The organism is Streptomyces sp. NPDC021100, from assembly GCF_044333095.1.
In the GTDB taxonomy this organism is placed as follows: domain Bacteria; phylum Actinomycetota; class Actinomycetes; order Streptomycetales; family Streptomycetaceae; genus Streptomyces.
Genome location: NZ_JBIRQH010000009.1, coordinates 1 through 19,967 on the forward strand (window position 1 = coordinate 1; position 19,967 = coordinate 19,967).

Here is a 19,967-nt window from a genome sequence, read left to right on the forward strand (position 1 = left end):
CCGTCCCGCAACTGGGGGTACTTCTCCACCAGCTCAGTCAGGGCGAGCCGGGCGAGGTCGCGGGGGTCGGCCCCGTCCGTGGTGAAGGTGTCGCCGTCAAAGGCGTACAAGCGGTCGCCCAGCTTGATGGCGATGTCGAACTTCCAGCGCTCCACTGTCTTTCCCTTTCGAGTCGATGCGGGTTTGGGCATGACGGGGTAGAGACGCGGCACAAGATCGGGTGTGCCGTTGGTGCGGAGGGGGGATCAGTCGCCGGTGCGTGCTTCGGTGGGCACGTGGGGGCGGAAGGGCTCCAGGGCGGGGAAGTCCGGGACGAGGTGGGCGTACTGCTGGCAGACCTCGACGACTTCGGCGGCGGAGATGCAGGGGGTGCGGATGCGGGACCAGCCCCCTGAGGAGTCGGCCGCGACCGCGACACCGGGGCGGTCGGCCGGGATCAGGCACGCGGCCGGAACGGCTTCGGGGGCGACGTCCGCAAGGCCCATTTCGGCGGTCTGCTTGTCGTTGACCCGGTGCACGACCCGGCCGGAGAGCTGAGCGCGCAACATGGTGGCGCCCTTGCCGAGTTCGGACCCGAAGCGCTGTCCGCAGATCTCCAGGTAGATGCCGATCGCGCGGGACATCTGGGCAAGGCGGATCAGTGAAGTGACCAGCCGATCCCGGCGTTCCTCATCCTTCTTCGAGGCGGTCAAGAACAGCTCGGCGACCTCATCGACCAGGACAACGATGGGCACCGGCCGTACCTTCTCCGGCAGCTCCCACACGTCCACCGCACCGTGTGCGGCGAGGAGATCGAAGCGTTCTTCCATCTCCGCCACCAGCACGTTCAGCAGAGAGACCGCTTGGTCGGGGTTTGTGGCCAGGGCCGACAGGCGCGGCGCGTAGCCGGACTGTTCGACGCCGCGTTTGCAGTCCACGCCGACCAGCGCGACCGGCAGCGACGCCAACCCTTTGATCAGGTTGCGTTGGAACATGGACTTGCCCGACAGGTTCGCGCCCAAGGTCAGCCCGTGCGGGACCGTGCGGTAGTCGCGCACGAACGCGGTGCCATCGTCCCGCAGCGCGACCGGGATCACCATGTCGGCCGGCTGGGCCTTACGGGGCATCCGCACGCGGCGAAGCACGTCGTAGCCTGTCATGCGCAGTTCCACGAAGCCGGGCCGGGTTTCGATCACGTGGACCGAGTGCACACCCCAGGCATGGCGCAGCCGTTCCGAGGCCGCCGCCAAGTCCGCCGGTTCCAACCCGGCCGGAAGTCGCAACGTGACCCGAAGCCCGGTCAGTGTTGCGCGCACCCGGCGGATGCGAGGCGGCACTTGCTGGACCTCTCGGCGGGCAACGTTGCGGACCATGAACGCCCGCAGACCGGACGGCTGAACCGTCAGCCCGCACACGTCCATGGTGGAGCGATACGTCCAGGTGAACCGACCCCAGGTGGCCGGCATGCCGACCAGCGACCAGTACACACGGGGCGCGCGGACCTTCGCGTACCCCAAGCCACCGGCACCGGCCAAGGCGCCCGAGGCTTCGAGGACCATGGCTATGTCCGTCATCGTCAGACCGCCGCCGTGACCGCAACCGCGCGGAACGAGATCCCGTGACGCTTCTGACCGTTGAACTCGTTCTCCCAGTCCCGAGCCCTCAGGCCCACCACCGACACCGGCGTACCCGGGACCAGACCCTCGGGGAGGCCCGTCTCCGGAACGGTCACCTGGTACAGGTTCCCCTCCCCCTCATCCGAGATCAGCAGGCCCACCGTGGACAGGCCAGCACCGGACTCACGGTCCACCGCGCGCTCAGCGGTCTGCTTGTTCACCAGCTTCGGAACCGGCGGCGTCGCGACGAACACCACAGCGGTCGAAAGGTCGATCTTGAAGGACGGCATGACCATATCCTCTAACTGAGATCAACTCCTGCACTCATGTACATGAGTGAGTGATAGAAGAGTGCCCGACTCATGTACAGGAGTCAACCCACCCCGAGAAAGAATCTCGGGATGGGTCGAAGTGACGGAGCGTCAGTCTTGCGCGGGGAAGCGGTAGTCCAAGACGAACTGATCAGCAGCCATCACTGTGTCGCACACCTCCACCACCTTGCCCTCATCAGAAACAGCACTGCGCACGAGATGGATCACGGGCGCCCCCGGGCTCAAAGCAAGGGCCGCAGTCTCCGCCTTGGAGGCCAGGCGCGCCCGAACTGTCTCGTTGAACTCGGCGAGCATGTGCCCGTGCTCCTCCAGTCGGGCGTAGATACCGCCACCCCCTGGGTTCTCCTGGAACATCTCTGGGACGTCCTTCACGACCTCCCAGGGGAGGTAGGAAGTGGCTTCCTCGGTCGGGACACCATCCCGGAAGTAGCGACGCCGTCGAGCAAGCACCTTCGCCCCAGGGCCGACTCCGAGTCGATCCGCGATCTCAGCCGGCGCCTCTGTCGGCCCGATGAACAACACTGCCACTGAGGGCTTGCCCCCGGACTGTTCAGCCTCAGCAAGGTAGGCCGCCTTGCCTGCCTTGCGGTGTGCCCTCCGAAAGCGGTCGGAGGACTTGCGCTGCACCGGCGGACGGGATCGAACGAAGGACCCCCGACCATGGTGCGTCTCGATCAACTGTGTCGTTCGAAGTTCCGCAATCGCCTTTCGCACGGTGCCGGAGGCCACGCCATACCGACTCATGAGCTCCGTCTCGCTTGGGACGGCCGACCCGGGAGCGAGCACACCCGCTCGGATCTGCTCCGACAGGTCGTCCGCGATTTGGAGGTACTTCGGCTTGCCCGAGGAACCCGTGCCATTACTCGCCATAGTCCTTACCAGTCTCCTATGCTCCTATACATGAGTAGCAGCCAGACGGGAACAGGGTCAACGCCGCTTCACTCGGTATCCGTGGCGGGAGTCGTGACCCGAGAAGATGGCAGGGTCCTCACGATCCGTCGGGCCGACAACGGCACGTGGGAGCCTCCCGGCGGGGTGCTTGAGCTGGACGAAAGCCCAGAGGATGGCCTCCGGCGCGAGGTCTACGAAGAGACGGGCCTGAAGGTGCAGGCAGACCGACTCACCGGTGTCTACAAGAACATTTCGCGCGGAATCGTTGCCTTGGTTTTCCGGTGCCACGTAGAAGAAGGACGAGAGCAGCTTTCCGACGAATCGACCGCTATCGAGTGGCTGACGGTGGAAGAAGCTTCTGAGCGGATGGCCGACGTTTTTGCGATCCGAGTACAGGATGCGATGCGGGATGATGCCCCTCATGTCCGGTCTCACGATGGACGCAAGCTGATCGCCTAAGAACTGTTACAAGTTTCTCTACCTCATCAAGGCCCGCCGCGCACGGCGCGGCGCGCGGGGCCGCTCGCTCGGGCTCGCCCGGCCTGCCTACGGCGCCGGGCAGCCCGGCGGCGGACCCGCGCCACTGATCGTACGGCGGACCGGGAAAGGTGAGGGTCAGAACGATGCCTCCGGCGGGGGCGCTCCAACTCCGGGATGGGAGGGGGCGCCGCTTGCGGGTGCCGGTGCATCGTGGCGTGCGTGGGGAGGCTCCCATCCCGCCTACCTTCGACCCAGGACAAGCCGAGCAGACGCGGCCCATGGCGTCCAGGTCGTTCGTACAGTGGCGCGCTCCACCTGGACGCCATGGACCACGCCCGCTCCACATGCGTGTGGGTCGAAGGCAGACGGGATGGGAGCCGGGAGAGGTGTGGGTCAAGGAGGGCGGACAGGTGCGGGCGCGGTCAAGTCCACTGCTAGGGTCGCCAGTTGAGTCGAGTCGAGAGGCCAACATGCAAGCGCTGCGTCCACTCATCGCCTTCTTTGCCTTCCTTCTCTTGCTGGCCGTCTGTTTCCTTGGCCTAGCCTGCGGGGTGCTCGCCGTAGCCCATCGTGGCGTGAGTGTTGATCTCTTCGAATGTCTAGCTCTGCTCGCAGCGTGCTTCGTTCTCCTCATGGGATGTAACCGCCTGCTCACCGGTAAATGGCACCGTTGGTCGCGACGCTGATACGTTCCGCTCGTCAAGGGCAGGCAGCTCACCCGTGCCACTCTCGTGCCAGAACAGGCGGGGACTTACGGGGATCCACAGTGCCGAGTGGAGCGACGAGATGAGACCAGCCTGAGTGCACACCACCCAGGTCACGCCCGTGATCGCCCAACCTCGCTCCTAAAGCGGGTGTCGGCAGTTCGAATCTGCCCGGGGGCACCTGGGCGAGGACCCCGGGCCGGTTACGGTCCGGGGTCTTTTGCGTGCGGTGCGGAGGGCGCACCCTGTGTCATGTGCGCGACAGAGACCCGGGCGGGACCCTCAGGCCGTGAAGGCCGCCGTGGTCACGTCGCGTTTCAGGGTCGCGCGGTGGTGGGCGTAGGTGTGGGTGTCGGAGACGGTGATGAGGATGCAGAAGCGCTCTACGGACGGGATGCTTTCGGCGACTGTCGCGAATTCGCGGCGGAGGTAGTGGATGGCGGCCAGGTTGGCCAGGGAGCTTTGGCCGCAGACCAGGAAGACCGGGCTGGTGGACTCGGCGGGGGTGAACTTGGCGACGAGGACGTGTTCGCGGTTGCCGCGGTCGAAGAGGTGTTTTTCGCCGTCGACTTCTATCGCGATCGAGTCGGCGCCCGCGGTGTTGTAGGGGTGGAGGGTGACGCCGGGCAGGTGAGCGGCGAGGTGGCCGCCTGTGCGTACGTTGGCGCCGCCTTCCGGGCCGCCTACGCAGAATTCGGTGCGGTCGCCGTTGCCGCCACGGTAGTTGCCGGGTTCCACGGTGACGTCGCAGCCCAGTTCGCCTGCCAGTAGGGCCAGTTCCACGGCGGCGCGGGTGTCGGGGTAGGCGGTCGCCTTGGGGGCGTTGTATTTGTTGCCGAGGACGACGAGGCACGTCTGGCCGGGGCGGACGCCGAAGAAGCGCGCTCTTCTGTTCACCTCGCGCGTCCGCTTGGCCCGCTCCCACAGCCACACGAACGCGCCGCCGAGAAAGCTGGTCACCAGGCCGATGACGATGTTCTCCAGCACCGATTGAATCGGGCCCCCCTCCATGGCATCCCGGTTCTTCAGTATCGCGAGTCGGGTATCGGGCGGCAATCTCACGCGTTCGTGCGTCAACTCCGTGCGCCTCGGTGGGGACGGCGGGGCGGAGGGGTGGTGGCTGCGCTGCAGAGTGATCCTTTCGGAGACTCTGTCGGGAGGGCGGGCGCTTGGCCGGGGACGTGGGGCGGCGTGGGTTGTTGCGGATGGTCACCGGGGCGGCCGGGGTGGGGGTTGTCCGGTGGGGTGGGGTGGCCCGGGGTGACGAGGGAGCGTTCGACGGGCGGGACATGGAGGTGGTGCCCACTCGGGAGCGGAAGGTTGCCCTCACATTTGACTGTGGGGGTGGGGATCAAGGTGTCGATGAGGTGCTGGGGGTGCTCGGGGCCTGGGGGGTCAGCGCTACGTTCTTCATGACCGGGCGGTTCGCCTCCGTGCACCCCGGCGCCGCGCGCCGGATCGCCCGCGCGTACCCCATCGGCAACCACTCCATGACCCACCCCGCCTTTCCGGGCCTCACCCGGGAGCAGCGGGTGGAAGAGGTGCGGTCGGCCGCGGAGGCCGTGGAGCGGGCGGTCGGGCGGCCGCCGGTGCGGCTGTTCCGGTTTCCCTACGGGGAGGTGGACCGGGAGTGCGTCGCCGAGGTGAACGCCGAGGGGTACACCTGCGTCCGCTGGACCGTCGACACCTTGGGGTGGAAGGGCGCCGGCGGTGGCATCACGACGGAACGTGTCGTCGGGCGGGTGCTCGACGCCCTCGTCCCCGGCGCCATCGTGCTGATGCACGTGGGACGGACCAGTTCCGCCGACGCGTCCACCGTGGATGCCACCGCCTTGCCTGATCTCATCCCGGCGATCCGGGGCCGGGGGTTCGGGTTCCTCCCACTCGACGGGCTGCTTGTCGGCCGCGGCGCGGAGCAGCGGGGGCCTGCGGTAGTCCGACGGGGGTGAGGGGTGGGGCAGGGTGGGCGGGAGTGCCGAGTCCCGCCCACAGTTCGGCTTCTGCGCCATAGTGCGGGCCGCCGCGTGTGCTCCGCCGGAAAAGCCGCCGAAGGGGAAACCCCGAAGGAGAACGCGGGATGACGTCCGCCCGGCCGCCGTCCGGACGCGCGGTGTGATGCCCGGCGAGGGGTCCGAGTGGGGCACGGACCGAACGGATCTTCCTTCGCCTGGGCGTGCTTTCGCGGAGGACGCGGAGGAATCGCCCGAAATTCGACCAAGCGTCAGGACACACCCAACACTTCCACCACCGCCGCCCCGCCCCGTACGCTGACGGCCGTCCTCCAGTTGAAGATCGCCTCCCGGGAACCGTCTGATGATGCCGATAACGGAGGCCGTGTCCCTGGGCCTGGCCGCGGGCACGGCCACCGCCGCTGTGATCGCCACGCCGCTGCTGATCCGCGCCCGGCGCCTGTCCGCGCGGCTGCGCGAGGAACTGGCCGCCGCCACGGAGTACGGGTCCCGGCTGGGCGACCGGCAGCGCGCCTGGACGGAGGAGCTGGAGCGACTCGTCGACGTCCGGCTGCCCGCGGTCCTGGAGGGCGTTCCGGAGTCCGATGTTCCGAAGCCGCTGTACGCCGTCCCCGACGGCGATCCGGAAGCCGCGGCCCTCGCCGCCCGTCACGACGCGCTGCTGTCCCGGACGGCGGCGGCCATCCGGACCCGGAAGGACCGCGAGGAGTCCGGGCGCGCCGCGTTCCTGGTCATGGCGGACCGCATCCAGGTGATGGCCCTCGCCCAGCAGCAGGGCCTCGACGTCCTGGAACAGAGCGCCGAGGACCCGGTGCTGATGGCCGGTCTGATGCGCGCCGACCACGCGGCGGCGCAGCTCGCCCGGCAGGCGCAGACGATGAAGGTGCTGTGCGGCGCGTGGCCCGGACGGCAGTGGCCCGACGCGGTCTCGCTGCTGGACGTGGTGCGCGGCGCGCAGTCGCGGATCCTGGAGTACCAGCGGGTCCGCGTCCAGGGCGCGCGGGACGCCGCCGTCGAGCCGCGTGCGGTCGAGGCGCTGATCCACGCGGTCGCCGAGCTGCTCGACAACGCCACCCGCTACTCGCCGCCGACCGTGACCGTGCTGGTGGGCATCCGCCCGGTGCACAGCGGCGCCGTGATCGAGATCGACGACGGCGGGCTGGGGATGACCGAACAGGCCCTCGCCGAGGCCGAGGTGCGGCTCGCCGGCGGCGCGGCGGCCCAGGGGCGCGGCCTGGGCGCGAAGCCGCAGCTCGGCCTGGCCGCCGTGGGCATGCTGGCCCGGCGTTACGGCTTCTCGGTGAAGCTGGACTCGCCGTCGGCGTACGGGGGCGTCCGGGCCGTCGTCCTCGTCCCGTCCGCCCTGCTCAGCCAGGGGCCGACGACCCCGGCCACCCCCGCGCCCCCGCGCGCGCCGGGGCTGCGGGAACAGGCGGAGCGGGAGCAGGCGGAACGGCGGCGCGCGCGGACGGCCGCGGGAGCGGCCGCCGTGGCGGACGCGGGTGTTCCGTCGGCGCCGGCGGCCGGAGCGGGCACGGTGGGCACCCCCGGCACGCCGGACGCACCGGACGCACCGGGCGGCGTCGCTCCGGCGTGGGACGTGCGGCGGGAGCATGCGCGGCCGGAGCCGATGCCGCGTCAGGACGTTTTCGAGGACGAGGCCGGGGTGCGGGACGGGTACGAGGCCGGGGTACGCGACGGGCACGCCGCGCACGCCGTCGCCGGCCCGGGGACGGACGGTGCCGCCGGGCACGGTACGGGCCCGCGCCGCCCCGAAGTCCCGGGCGCCGGCGCCTCGGAACCCGCCGGAATCACCCCCGGCGGGCTCCCGCGCCGGCGCAGCCGCCGGGCGGCGGGCCCGGCCCAGGGGCCGGCTCAGGAGGCGACGCCTCGGAGGTTGGCGGCTCGGAGGACGGCGGCTCCGGCGTCAGCGACGCGGAACCCGGAGCCCGTCCGGTCACCGCAGCAGGCCGCGGCCTTCATGAGCAGCCTGCAGGCCGGGACCCGGCTGGGGCGCGAGGAGGCGGCGGAAGCGGCGGAGACGGCGGAGACGGCTGCCGGAAGTGCCCGTACGCCGGTGGGCGTGCCCGCGCCGGCTCCCCCGGCGGAACCGGCGGCGAGGGCGGCAGCCGAGACATCCGCCGAGGTGCCCGCGCAGATGCCCCCGGCGGCGCCCGCCGCGGCATCGCCGCAGGCGGGTGGCGGTGGAGAAGCGGAGGCGGCGGTGGCCCCCCGGACGCCACAGGCCACAATGGCGGCGGAGGCCACCGGTCCGGTCGGCCCGTCGGATACTGCCGCAGCGGAAGGAGCTGCCGTGGGAGCGGGAGCTGCCGTACGAGCGGAGGCCGCCGAGCGGGCGGGTTTCGTCCCGTCAGCGGGGGCTGACGGCACGGGTGGTGGCGCGGGGTCGGAGACTTCCGTCGGACCATCAGGACCGGAGGAACCGCCGGTTCGCGTCGGCCCGCCCGGCCACGTCGGCCCGCCGGGCCACGTCGGGCCGTCGGAGCGCGCCGAGCTGCCGGATCACATCGACTCGTCGGATCGCGTCGACTCGTCGGATCACATCGACTCGCCGGAACTCGCCGGTTCGCCGGGTCACATCGGCCCGTCCGAGTACGTCGGCCCATCGGACCACGCCGGCCCGCTGGGACGCGACGAGCTGCCGGACCCCGTCGGCTCGTCGCGTCACGCCGGCGCGTCGGAACCCGTCCGGGCGGAACGCTCCGTCGGATCGATGGGTTCGGCCGGCCCGGCGGAAGCAGCGGCTCCGGCGGAGCGACCGCGTCCGACGGGCCCGGCCGACACCGCGGAAGCGAGAGCGGAAGCAGAAGCGAAAGCGGAAGCGGACGCAAAAGCGGAACCGGAAGCGGAAGCGGCAGAACCGGCGCGGCCCCGTGTGCCGAACGACAGCGAAAGGGAATCGCGTTGAGTACGAACGGGAATCTGGAGTGGCTGCTCGCCGACATCCTGCGGGTGCCCGCGGTGCGGCACGCGCTCGTGGTGTCCCGCGACGGGCTGCGGCTGGCCGGTTCGCCCGACATATCCACCGATGACGCCGACCGTCTGTCGGCGATCTGCTCCGGCCTGCTCTCGCTCGGTCACGAGGCTGCGGCGCAGCTCGCGGGCGACGGGAGCACGCCGCGTCAGGTGATGGTGGAGTTCGACGGCGGTTTCCTGTTCCTGGTGGCCGCCGGGCCGGGCGCCTCGCTGGCCGTGGCCACGGCGGCGGACGTGGACGCCGGGCTGGTCGCGCGGGAGATGCAGCACATGGTGGTGCGCATAGGGCAGCACCTCAGCAGCCCGCCCCGCGCCCGTACCGCCACTCCGTGAGCGGCGCGACCGGCGCGGGGCCGGTACGCCCCTATGTGATCACCGGCGGCCGGGTGGCCCCTTCCCGGGACAGCCTCGCGCTGGAGACCCTGGTGGTGGCCGCCGAAAGCGCCGGCACCACCGGGGCCGCCGCGTCCGCCGGTGAGCACACATCCGACCTCGGCCCGGAGTGTGCCGAGATCCTGGACCTCTGCGTCCGGCTGCTGTCCGTGGCGGAGGTCGCCGCCCATCTGCGCCAGCCGGTCGCGGTGATCAAGGTGCTGCTCGCCGACCTGCTCGACGCCGGCCTGGTCGTCGCCCGTCCCCCGGTCACGGCCGCCGACCGGCACGATCCCGCCCTGCTGAAAGAGGTACTCGATGGACTCCGCCAACTCTGAGGGCGGCCGCTACCTTCCCCCGACCGTGCGCACGTCCGTGAAGATCGTGATCGCCGGCCCGCTGGGCGTCGGCAAGACGACGCTCATCGGCTCGCTCAGCGAGATCCCGCCGCTGCGCACCGAGGAGACCATGACGCAGGCGGGGCAGGGCGTGGACGACGTGCTGCCGGGCAAGGCCACCACCACCGTGGCCATGGACTTCGGGCGGATCACCCTCAACCGGCGTCGTGTCCTCTACCTCTTCGGCACCCCCGGCCAGCCGCGCTTCTTCCCGCTGTGGCGGCATCTGACGCACGGCGCGCTCGGTGCGCTGGCCCTGATCGACACGCGCCGGCTGGAGGCGAGTTTCGACGTGCTCGGGCACCTGGAGGACCTGGGCGTCCCGTTCGCCGTCGCCGCCAACGCGTTCCCGGACGCGCCGGTGTACCCGGCGGAGGAGCTGCGGGAGGCGCTGGACCTGCTCCCGGACACCCCGGTGATGCTCTGCGACGCCCGCGACCGGGCGTCGAGCGCGCGGGCGCTGGTCACGCTCGTCGACCACCTGTACACGGCCGCGGCCGCCGCGTCGCTGGAGGCACCGGCGTCATGACCGCCCCGATACCGAACGCACCGAACGCACCCGAAACGTCGGACGCCCCGGAAACGTCGGACGCCTCGGGGACCCCCCGCGTCCCCCCGGCGCCGGCCGCCCCGCAGAACCGGGCGGCCCGGGAAAGCCACCCCCACCCGGAGCCCCCGGCGTACCCCCCGGCCCCCGCGCCCGCCGCACCCCTCGCGCACCAGCCGACCCCGCCGCCTCCGGCGGGCCCCCCGTCCGTCCCGCCGCCCCCGCCCGGCTGCCCGGCCCACCAATCGGCAGCCCACCGGCCGGCAGCCCACCGGCCGGCGGCCCACCAGCCAACGGCCGGGAAATCAACGGCCGGTCAACCGACGCCCCCGCAGCCGACACCCCCACACCCGACCCCCACACCATCCCCCCACCCCCCGCCACCCCACCCGACCCCCGCCGCCGCCCTCTACGGCGACGTCCTCACCGGCGACACCCACGCCCTCTACGAGCGCCTCCGCCGCGAGCACGGCCCGGTCGTCCCCGTCGAGCTGGAGCCGGGCGTTCCCGCCTGGCTGGTGATCGGCTACCGGGAGCTGCTGGAGGTCACCCGCAACGAGGAGTGCTTCTCCCACGACTCGCGCCGCTGGCGGGCGTTGCGCGAGGGGCTGGTGCGGCCCGATTCGCCGCTGCTGCCGATGATGGGCTATCGGCCGACCGTGCTGTTCGCCGACGGGCCCGAGCACCGCCGGCTCTACCGCGCGGTGAACGACGGCTTCGCCCGCCTCGACCAGCACCGGCTGCGCCGCAGCATCGCCCAGCTGTCGAACATGCTCCTCGACGCGATCGCCCCGCGCGGCGAGGCCGACCTCCTGGCCGAGTACGCGCAGCAGCTGCCACTGTGGGCCGCCTCCCGGATGCTCGGGCTGTCCGACGACGTGGCGCCCGAACTGATCGCCGCCGTGCGCGGGATGGTGGACAGCGGCCCGGAGGCGACCGCCGCCAACCAGGCGCTCCAGCGGATCCTCGGCGACCTCGTGCACCGCAAGATGGCCGAGCCGGGTGACGACCTCACCTCCTGGCTGCTCGCGCACCCCGAGGGCCTGTCGCCCGAGGAGGTCTTGCACCACCTGGCCGTCATCATCGTGGCGGGCAATGGTCCCGCCGCCAACTGGACGGCGGCGACGGTCCGCTTGCTGCTCACCGACACCCGCTTCCGCACCCATGTCACCGGCGGCCGGCTCACCGTGGACGCGGCCCTCGACGAGGTGCTGTGGCGGGACGCGCCGGTGCAGAACTTCCCGGGCCGTTACGCCACCCGCGACCTGCGCTTCGGCGGGCGGTACGTGCGCGAGGGCGACGCGCTGCTGCTAGGCCTCGCCGCCGCCAACCACGATCCCGCCGTGCTGCCGCCGGACGGCCAGATCGTCCCCGGCAACCGCTCCCACCTGGCGTTCGGCGCGGGCCCGCACACCTGCCCGGCCCGCGACCAGGCCCGGGTGATCGCGCACACCGCCGTCGACACCCTCGTCCACCGCCTGCCCGACATCCGGCTCGCCGTGCCCGCCGGGGAGCTGGCCTACCGGCCGTCCCCCTGGGCCCGCGCGCTCACCGCCCTGCCCGTGCGCTTCAGTCCCGTCGTACCGAGCACCGCCACCCGACACCGCACAGCCGCCGCTGGAGGCCCGCCATGGTCGACATCCGCACCGACGACACCCGCACCGACGACAGACCGTCCTTCCGCCTGGACGTGACGGGAGCCGACCTCCACGAGGAGGTCCGGCGGCTGCGCGACACCGGTCCCGTCGTCCGCGTCGAGCTCCCGGACGGGATACCCGCCTGGGTGGTCACCCGCCACCGGCTGCTGCGCGAGCTGCTCACCGACCCGCGCGTCGTCAAGGACCCGGTCAACTGGACGTTGCTGCGCGATGGTTCGGTGCCGGAGGGCTGGCCGCTCATCAACTTCGTCGCGCCGGCGGGCATGGTGACCGCCGACGGCGACGACCACCGGCGGCTGCGCACCCTGGTCACCCAGGCGTTCACGCCCCGGCGCATCGCCGGGATGCGCGCGCCCGTCGAGGCGAACGTGCGGGGGCTGCTGGACCGGCTCGCCGCGCAGCCGCCCGGGCCGGTGGACGTACGGGCGCTGTTCGCCTACCCGTTGGCCATGCGGACGATCGGCGACCTGCTCGGCGTCCCGGAGGAGCGGTACGACGAGTTCCGGGCCCTCTCCGCCAGCCTGACCAGCAGCGCCACCGGGCCCGACGAGGTCCTCGCGACCCGTCGCCGGCTGCTCGCCCTGCTCGCCGCGCTGGTGGCCGAGAAGCGGGCGGCGCCCGGCGAGGACATCATCAGCGACCTGATCGCCGCCCGGGAGGACGCCGACCGGCTCTCCGAGGAGGAGCTCATCGGCACCCTGCTCCTCATGCTCGTCGCCGGTCACGGCACCACCCTCAACCTCGTCACCAACGCGGTGCGCGCCCTCCTCACCCACCCCGAGCAGCTGGCCCGCGTCCGCGCCGGCGAGCTGCCCTGGACGGCGGTGGTCGAGGAGACGCTGCGCTGGGACTCGCCCGTCGCCCACTTCCCGATGCGCTACGCCAGGGAGGACATCCCGCTGGAGGGCGCGGTGATCCGGCGCGGCGACGCGATCCTCGCCTCGTACGTTGCGGCGGGCCGGGACCCCGAGCAGTACGGGCCGTCGGCGGACGCCTTCGACACCGCGCGCGAGAACAAGCGCCACCTCACCTTCGGGCACGGCGCCCACTTCTGCGTCGGCGCCGCGCTGGCCCGGCTGCAGGCCGAGACCGCCCTGCCGGCCCTCTTCACCCGCTTCCCGGACCTCTCGCTCGCCGCCGCCCCGGAAGAACTCCTCCCGCTCCCCTCCTTCATCAGCAACAGCGTCCGGACGCTTCCGGTGCTGCTCGGCTGATCCCTGGGCCCTGGGTGGGGCACGAGGGCGGGCCCCACCCATGACATTCGTCCTGCCGTATCCCCCACACCCGGCCCTGCCGCCGGGCACCCCCGCTCCGCGAAGCTGTGATCAACACCCCGGGATCCGCCCGGGAACAGCCCAGGAGCAGCAAGCATGTCGCAGGCAACGGACCAGCCCGGCACCGCCACCACCCCCGGCGCCCCGGCGCGCGAGGGGAACCCGCTCTCCACCGCCCTCATGCCGCTGCTGCTGGACGTCGCCGTGCCGCTGGGCGGCTACTACCTGCTGCACGAGGGCTTCGGGCTCAGCCTCGTCCTCTCCCTGGCCCTCAGCAGCGTGGTGCCCGCCGTCCGCACCGTTCTCAGCCTGGTGCGCGAGCGGGCGGTGAACGGGCTGGCCGGCGTGATGCTGGTCGTCAACCTCCTCTCCCTGCTGCTCAGTTTCGCCACCGGCGACGCCCGGCTGATGATCGCCAAGGACTCCGTCATCAGCAGCTTCGTCGGCGGCGCCATCCTCTGGTCCGCCGTCCGGGGCACGCCCCTGATGACAGCCGGCCTCAAGCCCATGCTCGTCAAGGGCAGTTCGGCGAAGGCCGCCGCGTGGGACCGCCTGACGTCGGGGAACGCCCGCTTCCGGAGCCTGGAGCGCCGCTACAGCGCCGTCTGGGGCGCGGCCCTGCTCACCGAGTGCGCGGCCCGCGTGATCGGCGCGTACACGCTGCCCGTCGAGGCCATGGCCTCCTGGGGTTCCACGGCGATGCTGCTGGGCGCCATTCTGGTGGGCATCGTGGTCGGCGGCGCGGTGGGCGTGAGTCCGATGGAGAAGCTGCTGGACGCCGAGGCGGAGCAGTTCGAAGCGCCGGCCCGCGTCTGACGGACCGCCAGTCCGGCACCATCCCGCCGCGACTAGAGTTGACGGGTCACCGCTGGTCATGGAGCCAGTACGTATCGCGGTTCCGGGACGGATCGGTCTCGGGGGGAGGGCTGAATCCGCCATGACTCGTCGCTCCAACGGACTGATAGGCATCTGGGCGGAGACCCAGCGCGCGCAGAACCGCCAACAGGAGCTCCGGCACCGGGCCGAGGTGCAGGAGCAGCGCGAGCGGGAACGGGCGCAGCGGGCGGCCCAGCGGGAGGCGGCGCGGCTGGACCGGGAGCGGCGGACGGCCTACCGGCAGGCGCGGGAGGCCGAGGCGCGGCGCCGGACGGAGGAGCTGGAGGCCCGGGTCGCGGAGCTGGAGGGGCTGCTGCGCACCGGGTGCGCGGCGCCGGCGTTCTCGGCGGCGCGGCTGACGGAGCCGGAGGTGCTGGAGCCCTTCAACCCGGGCCACCTGGGGATGCCGGCGCCGCTGCCGGATCCGGCGCGGTACGGGTTCGGGCGGCGGTCGCAGTACGAGCGCGACCTGCGGGCGGCGCAGGAGGCGGAGGCGCTGCGGCAGCGGCAGCTGGCCGCGTACCGGCAGCAGTACGACCAGTGGGCGGCGGCCCGGCTGGCGCAGGTGCGGCAGCACAACGCGGGCGTCGCGGAGCTGGTGGCGGCGTTGCGGGCGGGTGATCCGGACGCGGTGGTGGAGTACTTCTCGGCGGCGCTGTACGCGTCGTCCGCCTGGCCGGAGGAGTTCCCGCACCAGGTGTCGGCGGCCTACGACCCGGGGGCGCGGCAGCTGGTGCTGGAGTGGGAGCTGCCGGGGTTCGACGTGGTGCCCGAGGTGAAGTCGGTGCGCTACATGCCGACCGCCGACCAGGAGAAGGAGACGGCCCGCCCGGTGACCCAGCGCCGGGCGCTGTACCGGGACGTGGTGGCGCAGTGCGTGCTGCTGGCGGTGCGGGAGCTGTTCGCGGCGGACGCGTTCGGGGCGCTGGAGTCCGTCGTCCTCAACGGCTTCGTCGACGACCACGACCCGGTGACGGGACGGCGCGCGCGGCTGGTGCTGGCGGCGGTCACGGTGGACCGGGCGGCGTTCGGGCGGCTGCACCTGGAGCAGGTGAGCGCGCCGGACTGCCTGGTGGACGGGCTGGGCGGGCGGCTGTCGGCGCGGCCGGACCAGCGCACCGCCGTCCGGGCCGAGCGGACGCCGGACGAGGTCGGCCGGGGCGTGGTGTCGCACGGCGGCGGGGAGGACGGCGACCCGGACCTGTTCGAGATGGACCCGGTGGAGTTCGAGGCGCTGGTCGCGGAGCTGTTCCGGGCGCGCGGGATGCGGGCGGTGATGACGACCCGGTCGAACGACGGCGGGGTGGACGTCGAGGCGCTGGACCCGGATCCGATCAGCGGCGGCCGGATCATCGTGCAGGTGAAGCGGTACCGGAAGACGGTGCCCCCGACGGCGGTCCGGGATCTGTTCGGGACGGTGCAGGGGGCGGGGGCGAACAAGGGCGTCCTGGTGACGACGTCCCGGTTCGGCCCCGGCTCGTACGCGTTCGCGAACGGCAAGCCGCTGACGCTGGTCAACGGCGAGGAGCTGGTGGGGCTGCTGGCGCAGCACGGGCTGCGGGGGCGGCTGGGACCGGCGGACGGGGCAGGGCCGGCGGACGGCGGGGCGGCGTCCCGTACGGCCGCTCCCGGAGAGGACGCCGCGGAGCCCGCCGACCACAACGTGCTGGGCATGTCCTGGTCCGGCGGCGTGGCCCTGGACGTCTGCGCCCTGGTCTGCCGGGGCTCCCGCGTGCTCAGCGAGGAGCACTTCGTCTTCTACAACAACCCCCGCACCCCCGACGGCACCGTGCGGTCGGTCGATCCGCTGCCCGGGGACAAGGCGGCGCTGCGGGTCGCGTTCGACGCGCTGCCCGAGCCGGCGGACCGGCTGGTGCTGGCGGCGGCCATAGACCCCGAGGTCGATCCGGAGGCCGATCTCTCCCGCTTCACGGACGCCCGGATACGGCTCTCGGACGCGGCGGGGGCGGAGCTCGGGCAGCTGGAGGTCTCGGACGGCCGGCCGGGCGAGACGGCGCTGGTGCTGGGCTCGTTCCGGAAGCGGCCGGGCGGGAACTGGGACTTCGTGGTGGGAGGCAAGGGGTATCCGGGGGGCCTGGAGGCACTGGTGCAGGAGTACGGCATCGAGGTGGCGTAGGAGGCGGGCGCCGGCCGGGACACCAGGGAGTGACGGCGTTGTCCACAACCGGCCCGCCGTCCACAGGCTTCCTTGATCACCCGCCCGGCCGTGCCGTTCCTCGTAGACTGCCCGAATGGCCGACCCCACCGAGACCACCGCGACCCGTGAGCCCGAAGCGTCGAGCGAGGCGCTCGGCGTGCTGCGCCGCGTCTTCGGTTACGACGCGTTCCGCGGGGCGCAGGAAGAGATCATCGAGCACGTCGTCGCGGGCGGCGACGCGCTCGTCCTGATGCCCACGGGCGGCGGCAAGTCGCTCTGCTACCAGATCCCGGCCCTGGTCAGACCGGGTGTCGGGGTGGTCGTCTCGCCGCTGATCGCCCTGATGCAGGACCAGGTGGACGCGCTCCGCGCCCTCGGCGTCCGCGCGGGCTTCCTGAACTCCACGCAGGACCTCGACGAGCGCCGCATGGTCGAGGCCGAGTTCCTGGCGGGCGAGCTGGACGTGCTCTACCTCGCCCCGGAGCGGCTGCGTCTCGAATCGACGATGAACCTGCTGGACCGCGGCAAGGTCTCGGTCTTCGCGATCGACGAGGCGCACTGCGTCGCCCAGTGGGGCCACGACTTCCGGCCCGACTACCTGGCCCTGTCCGCGCTGCACGAGCGCTGGCCCGACGTACCGCGCATCGCGCTGACCGCGACCGCGACGGACGCCACCCGCCGGGAGATCGCGGCACGGTTGCAGCTCGGTGACGCCCGTCACTTCGTGGCGAGCTTCGACCGGCCCAACATCCAGTACCGCATCGCGCAGAAGAACGAGCCGCGCCGGCAGCTCCTGGAGCTGATCCGCGGCGAGCACGCGGGCGACGCGGGCGTCGTCTACTGCCTCTCCCGCAAGAGCGTGGAGGACACGGCCGCGTTCCTGGTGCGGGAGGGCGTCGAGGCGCTGCCGTACCACGCGGGCCTGGACGCGCGGGTCCGCGCCGCCAACCAGGCGCGCTTCCTGCGGGAGGACGGCCTGGTGATGGTCGCCACGATCGCCTTCGGCATGGGCATCGACAAGCCGGACGTCCGCTTCGTGGCCCACCTCGACCTGCCGAAGTCCGTCGAGGGCTACTACCAGGAGACCGGCCGCGCCGGGCGCGACGGCCTGCCGTCGACGGCCTGGCTGGCGTACGGCCTCCAGGACGTCGTCCAGCAGCGGAAGATGATCGACGGCTCGGAGGGCGACGAGGCGCACCGCCGGCGGCTGGCCTCCCACCTGGAGGCGATGCTCGCCCTGTGCGAGACGGTGGAGTGCCGCCGCGTGCGGCTGCTCGCCTACTTCGGCCAGCACGGCGAGCCGTGCGGCAACTGCGACACCTGCCTGGCGCCGCCCGTCACCTGGGACGGCACGGTCGCCGCCCAGAAGTTCCTCTCGGCGGTCTTCCGGCTGGCACGCGAGCGCCGGCAGAAGTTCGGCGCCGGCCAGATCATCGACATCCTGCTCGGCAAGCGGACCGCCAAGGTCATCCAGTTCGACCACGACCAGCTCACCGTCTTCGGCATCGGCACGGAGCTCAGCGCCGTCGAATGGCGGGGCGTGGTACGGCAGTTGCTGGCCGAGGGGCTGCTCGCGGTGGAGGGCGAGTACGGCACGCTCGTCCTCACCGACGCCAGCGGGGACGTGCTCGGCGGCCGGCGCCAGGTGCTGCTGCGGCGCGAGCCGGAGCGGAAGGCGGCCCGGACGAAGTCCGCGTCCGGCGGTGGCGGCGGCCGGTCGGGGAGCCGCGCGGCGGCGGCCGAGCTGCCGGCGGCGGCGGTGCCGGTCTTCGAGGAGCTCCGCGCCTGGCGTGCCGCCACGGCCAAGGAGCAGGGCGTCCCGGCGTACGTCATCTTCCACGACGCGACGCTGCGGGAGATCGCGACGGTCCGGCCCGACTCGCTGGACGCCCTGGCGGCCGTGAGCGGCGTGGGCGAGAACAAGCTGGTGAAGTACGGGGACGCGATCCTGGAGGTGCTCAAGGCGCTGGGTGCGCCGGAGGAGGGCGGGGAGGAGCCGGCGCCGGCCGCGACGGACTGACACCCCGCCCCCTCGTCGGCCACCGCACCCGGAGGGCAGCCGCGTGACCCCGTACTCCCTGGCGTTCTACGTGGACGTCGTCACCACCGGCACCGTGCTCGGCCTGCGCCCGGCGGACTCCCCCGAGCGCGTCGCCGAGGTCCTCGGTCCGGACTTCGGGGACAACGTCCATGAGTACGGCCTGTGCCGGGACCACGGCCTGGCCGAGTTCCACTGGACCCGTGAGTCGGCCGGATCCCCGTGGGAGGCACATCACTTCACCCTCCAGGTGCATCGACTGACGTTCCGGAGAGGGGCGTTCGTGGAGCCGGTGCTCCGGGAACGGTACGGGCGCTTCACCCCCCGGCTCCGCTTCGACAAGCTCCGCCGCCTGCTGGAGCGGCGCGGGGTGCCGCTGGTGGAGATACCGGAGGGCCCGGCCAACGCGCCGTACTACCGGACGTTCTGGCAGCCGGAGTCGGAGGTGGAGATCTCGGTCATCGGTATGCGCGAGGAGTACCGCACCCCGAGTGACCTGCGGGTCGGTGACGTGTCCGCCATCCGCGCCCCGCTGACGGCGGACGAGGTGGAGATACGGCGGGAGCGGGCCCGCGCGCGGCTGCCCTGATCCGCCTTGCCCGTCAAGGACGGCCACCCGTCCGGGACTTCGCGGGCGCGGCGGCCGAGGGCGAGGTACCGGTGCCGCGGCCACCCGCCTTCGGCGCCGCCGACCGCGCCGGTGCGGACGCCCGCGACGGTCCGGCCCGCTTCACCGGAGGGCCGGCCTCCCGAAGAGGAGAGGACGACGGCGGGGACGAGGGCTCGGGCGAAGGGGGAGCCGAAGAAGGCGGAGACGGCGAGGAAGAAGGCGAAGACCCGGCCCCCGCCCCCACCTCGACGACCTTCGCGAGGTGCGCGTACACCACCACGTTCCCCAGGTACGCGTGGCGCTCCTCCGAGAACCCGCCCCCGCACGTGATCACCCGCAACTCGGCCCGCCCCGAAGCCCCGTACACCTTCCGGGACGGGAAGTCCCCCCGGTCGTACACCTCGATCGCGTCGATGGTGAACACCGCCGTGCGCCCGTCGGCGCGGACGATCTCGACGAGGTCCTTCTTCTTGAGGGCGCCGAGGTTGTAGAAGACGGCCGGCCCGGTGGGCGTGTCCACGTGGCCGGCGACGACCGCGGTGCCGATGGCACCGGGCGCGGTGCCGGACTCGTACCAGCCGGCGAGGTTCTTGTCCTCCCGCGGCGGGCTGGCGAGGCTGCCGTCCGGGAGCAGCCGGAGCCCGCGCAGCGGGGCGTCGACCTTGATCTCGGGGATGCGCACCCGGACCGGGGTGACGGGCGGCAGCGGCCGGATCAGCGGGTCGCGGCGGTGCGGGGCCAGGGCGCCCGTCCCGCCCGCGGGGAACGCCTCGGCCCGGGAGGGCTGCGGCGGCGGGGCGGCGGCCCGGGACCCGCTGTCTATCAGCCAGCAGCCGGAGAACAGACCGGCCGCGACGAGTACGGCGGCGGCCACGGGCCGCGAGCCGAGCCAGGCGACCGGCACGGTCAGTGTGGCGCGCGTCGTCCGGAGCATCGAGGTGTCACCGTCCTCCACCGGCGGATGTACGGCGGTCCCCCCGTCGCCCCCCCGTCGCCCCTCCCTGCCGATCCCCCTGAAGCCCCCGGGCCGGCCCGCCGGTCCCCGGCCCCGACGCGGGCCGGGCACC

17 protein-coding genes and 1 tRNA gene are annotated in these 19,967 nt (G+C 72.5%); 13 read left to right on the forward strand and 5 right to left on the reverse strand.

Going from position 1 to position 19,967, the window contains the following annotated elements:
• Positions 1–245: 245 nt before the first annotated feature.
• The 3 genes from ACH4PU_RS18030 to ACH4PU_RS18040 all read right to left on the reverse strand — a co-directional run bounded on the left by ACH4PU_RS18030 (position 246) and on the right by ACH4PU_RS18040 (position 2,797).
• On the reverse strand, positions 246–1,538 hold the full coding sequence (locus ACH4PU_RS18030) for an FtsK/SpoIIIE domain-containing protein (RefSeq protein WP_398272631.1): 1,293 nt from the start codon (positions 1,536–1,538) through the stop codon (positions 246–248).
• Between the two features lie 17 nt (positions 1,539–1,555).
• The gene (locus tag ACH4PU_RS18035) at positions 1,556–1,885 is read right to left on the reverse strand and encodes a hypothetical protein (protein WP_398272633.1); all 330 of its coding nucleotides are present in this window, start codon (positions 1,883–1,885) and stop codon (positions 1,556–1,558) included.
• A 132-nt stretch (positions 1,886–2,017) separates the two neighbouring features.
• Complete coding sequence (locus tag ACH4PU_RS18040; RefSeq protein ID WP_398272635.1) at positions 2,018–2,797, reverse strand: GntR family transcriptional regulator; 780 nt, start codon at positions 2,795–2,797, stop codon at positions 2,018–2,020.
• Positions 2,798–2,815: 18 nt separating this feature from the next.
• Here ACH4PU_RS18040 and ACH4PU_RS18045 point away from each other — a divergent pair, with 18 nt between their 5' ends.
• Both ACH4PU_RS18045 and ACH4PU_RS18050 read left to right on the forward strand, forming a co-directional pair.
• The gene (locus ACH4PU_RS18045; RefSeq protein WP_398272637.1) at positions 2,816–3,277 is read left to right on the forward strand and encodes an NUDIX hydrolase; all 462 of its coding nucleotides are present in this window, start codon (positions 2,816–2,818) and stop codon (positions 3,275–3,277) included.
• A gap of 789 nt (positions 3,278–4,066) precedes the next feature.
• Positions 4,067–4,182 (forward strand) — tRNA-Ser (locus ACH4PU_RS18050).
• A 102-nt stretch (positions 4,183–4,284) separates the two neighbouring features.
• On the opposite strand, the gene ACH4PU_RS18055 is transcribed toward ACH4PU_RS18050, so the two are convergent.
• Positions 4,285–4,989 (reverse strand): hypothetical protein, encoded by a 705-nt coding sequence (locus tag ACH4PU_RS18055; protein WP_398272639.1) that lies wholly within the window; start codon positions 4,987–4,989, stop codon positions 4,285–4,287.
• A gap of 302 nt (positions 4,990–5,291) precedes the next feature.
• Between ACH4PU_RS18055 and ACH4PU_RS18060 the strand changes: the two genes are divergently transcribed.
• The 11 genes from ACH4PU_RS18060 to ACH4PU_RS18110 all read left to right on the forward strand — a co-directional run bounded on the left by ACH4PU_RS18060 (position 5,292) and on the right by ACH4PU_RS18110 (position 18,879).
• Positions 5,292–5,951, forward strand: coding sequence for a polysaccharide deacetylase family protein (locus ACH4PU_RS18060; RefSeq protein ID WP_398273027.1), 660 nt, complete (start codon positions 5,292–5,294; stop codon positions 5,949–5,951).
• A 364-nt stretch (positions 5,952–6,315) separates the two neighbouring features.
• Complete coding sequence (locus ACH4PU_RS18065) at positions 6,316–8,901, forward strand: ATP-binding protein (protein ID WP_398272641.1); 2,586 nt, start codon at positions 6,316–6,318, stop codon at positions 8,899–8,901.
• Positions 8,898–9,302, forward strand: coding sequence for a roadblock/LC7 domain-containing protein (locus ACH4PU_RS18070; RefSeq protein ID WP_398272643.1), 405 nt, complete (start codon positions 8,898–8,900; stop codon positions 9,300–9,302). The genes ACH4PU_RS18065 and ACH4PU_RS18070 overlap by 4 nt, the downstream gene beginning before the upstream one ends.
• Positions 9,299–9,679, forward strand: a complete 381-nt coding sequence (locus ACH4PU_RS18075) for a DUF742 domain-containing protein (protein WP_398272645.1) — start codon at positions 9,299–9,301, stop codon at positions 9,677–9,679. Before ACH4PU_RS18070 ends, ACH4PU_RS18075 begins: the two co-directional genes overlap by 4 nt.
• Positions 9,660–10,268, forward strand: a complete 609-nt coding sequence (locus tag ACH4PU_RS18080) for an ATP/GTP-binding protein (RefSeq protein ID WP_185942566.1) — start codon at positions 9,660–9,662, stop codon at positions 10,266–10,268. Before ACH4PU_RS18075 ends, ACH4PU_RS18080 begins: the two co-directional genes overlap by 20 nt.
• Positions 10,265–11,980, forward strand: a complete 1,716-nt coding sequence (locus ACH4PU_RS18085) for a cytochrome P450 (protein WP_398272648.1) — start codon at positions 10,265–10,267, stop codon at positions 11,978–11,980. The genes ACH4PU_RS18080 and ACH4PU_RS18085 overlap by 4 nt, the downstream gene beginning before the upstream one ends.
• A complete protein-coding gene (locus ACH4PU_RS18090) occupies positions 11,917–13,158 on the forward strand; it encodes a cytochrome P450 (protein WP_398272650.1) in 1,242 nt (413 codons plus the stop codon). Before ACH4PU_RS18085 ends, ACH4PU_RS18090 begins: the two co-directional genes overlap by 64 nt.
• A gap of 156 nt (positions 13,159–13,314) precedes the next feature.
• Positions 13,315–14,034 carry a VC0807 family protein gene (locus ACH4PU_RS18095; protein ID WP_398272652.1) on the forward strand — a complete coding sequence of 240 codons (720 nt, stop codon included), beginning with the start codon at positions 13,315–13,317 and terminating at the stop codon, positions 14,032–14,034.
• A 121-nt stretch (positions 14,035–14,155) separates the two neighbouring features.
• On the forward strand, positions 14,156–16,231 hold the full coding sequence (locus ACH4PU_RS18100) for a restriction endonuclease (protein WP_398272654.1): 2,076 nt from the start codon (positions 14,156–14,158) through the stop codon (positions 16,229–16,231).
• A 115-nt stretch (positions 16,232–16,346) separates the two neighbouring features.
• On the forward strand, positions 16,347–18,272 hold the full coding sequence (gene recQ / locus ACH4PU_RS18105) for a DNA helicase RecQ (RefSeq protein ID WP_398272656.1): 1,926 nt from the start codon (positions 16,347–16,349) through the stop codon (positions 18,270–18,272).
• A 43-nt stretch (positions 18,273–18,315) separates the two neighbouring features.
• A complete protein-coding gene (locus ACH4PU_RS18110; RefSeq protein ID WP_398272658.1) occupies positions 18,316–18,879 on the forward strand; it encodes a hypothetical protein in 564 nt (187 codons plus the stop codon).
• A 13-nt stretch (positions 18,880–18,892) separates the two neighbouring features.
• Here the strand turns inward: ACH4PU_RS18110 and ACH4PU_RS18115 are convergent, their stop codons facing one another.
• A complete protein-coding gene (locus tag ACH4PU_RS18115; RefSeq protein WP_398272660.1) occupies positions 18,893–19,834 on the reverse strand; it encodes a class F sortase in 942 nt (313 codons plus the stop codon).
• Between the last annotated feature and the right edge of the window lie 133 nt (positions 19,835–19,967).

Bases quoted from the DNA above. Each gene is read 5' to 3' on its own strand.
- ACH4PU_RS18030 (WP_398272631.1), bottom strand. From the start codon at position 1,538: ATGGTCCTCGAAGCCTCGGGCGCCTTGGCCGGTGCCGGTGGCTTGGGG.
- ACH4PU_RS18090 (WP_398272650.1), top strand. From the start codon at position 11,917: ATGGTCGACATCCGCACCGACGACACCCGCACCGACGACAGACCGTCC.
- ACH4PU_RS18035 (WP_398272633.1), bottom strand. From the start codon at position 1,885: ATGCCGTCCTTCAAGATCGACCTTTCGACCGCTGTGGTGTTCGTCGCG.
- ACH4PU_RS18040 (WP_398272635.1), bottom strand. From the start codon at position 2,797: ATGGCGAGTAATGGCACGGGTTCCTCGGGCAAGCCGAAGTACCTCCAA.
- ACH4PU_RS18085 (WP_398272648.1), top strand. From the start codon at position 10,265: ATGACCGCCCCGATACCGAACGCACCGAACGCACCCGAAACGTCGGAC.
- ACH4PU_RS18115 (WP_398272660.1), bottom strand. From the start codon at position 19,834: ATGCTCCGGACGACGCGCGCCACACTGACCGTGCCGGTCGCCTGGCTC.
- recQ (WP_398272656.1), top strand. From the start codon at position 16,347: ATGGCCGACCCCACCGAGACCACCGCGACCCGTGAGCCCGAAGCGTCG.
- ACH4PU_RS18080 (WP_185942566.1), top strand. From the start codon at position 9,660: ATGGACTCCGCCAACTCTGAGGGCGGCCGCTACCTTCCCCCGACCGTG.
- ACH4PU_RS18100 (WP_398272654.1), top strand. From the start codon at position 14,156: ATGACTCGTCGCTCCAACGGACTGATAGGCATCTGGGCGGAGACCCAG.
- ACH4PU_RS18065 (WP_398272641.1), top strand. From the start codon at position 6,316: ATGATGCCGATAACGGAGGCCGTGTCCCTGGGCCTGGCCGCGGGCACG.
- ACH4PU_RS18095 (WP_398272652.1), top strand. From the start codon at position 13,315: ATGTCGCAGGCAACGGACCAGCCCGGCACCGCCACCACCCCCGGCGCC.
- ACH4PU_RS18045 (WP_398272637.1), top strand. From the start codon at position 2,816: ATGCTCCTATACATGAGTAGCAGCCAGACGGGAACAGGGTCAACGCCG.
- ACH4PU_RS18060 (WP_398273027.1), top strand. From the start codon at position 5,292: ATGGAGGTGGTGCCCACTCGGGAGCGGAAGGTTGCCCTCACATTTGAC.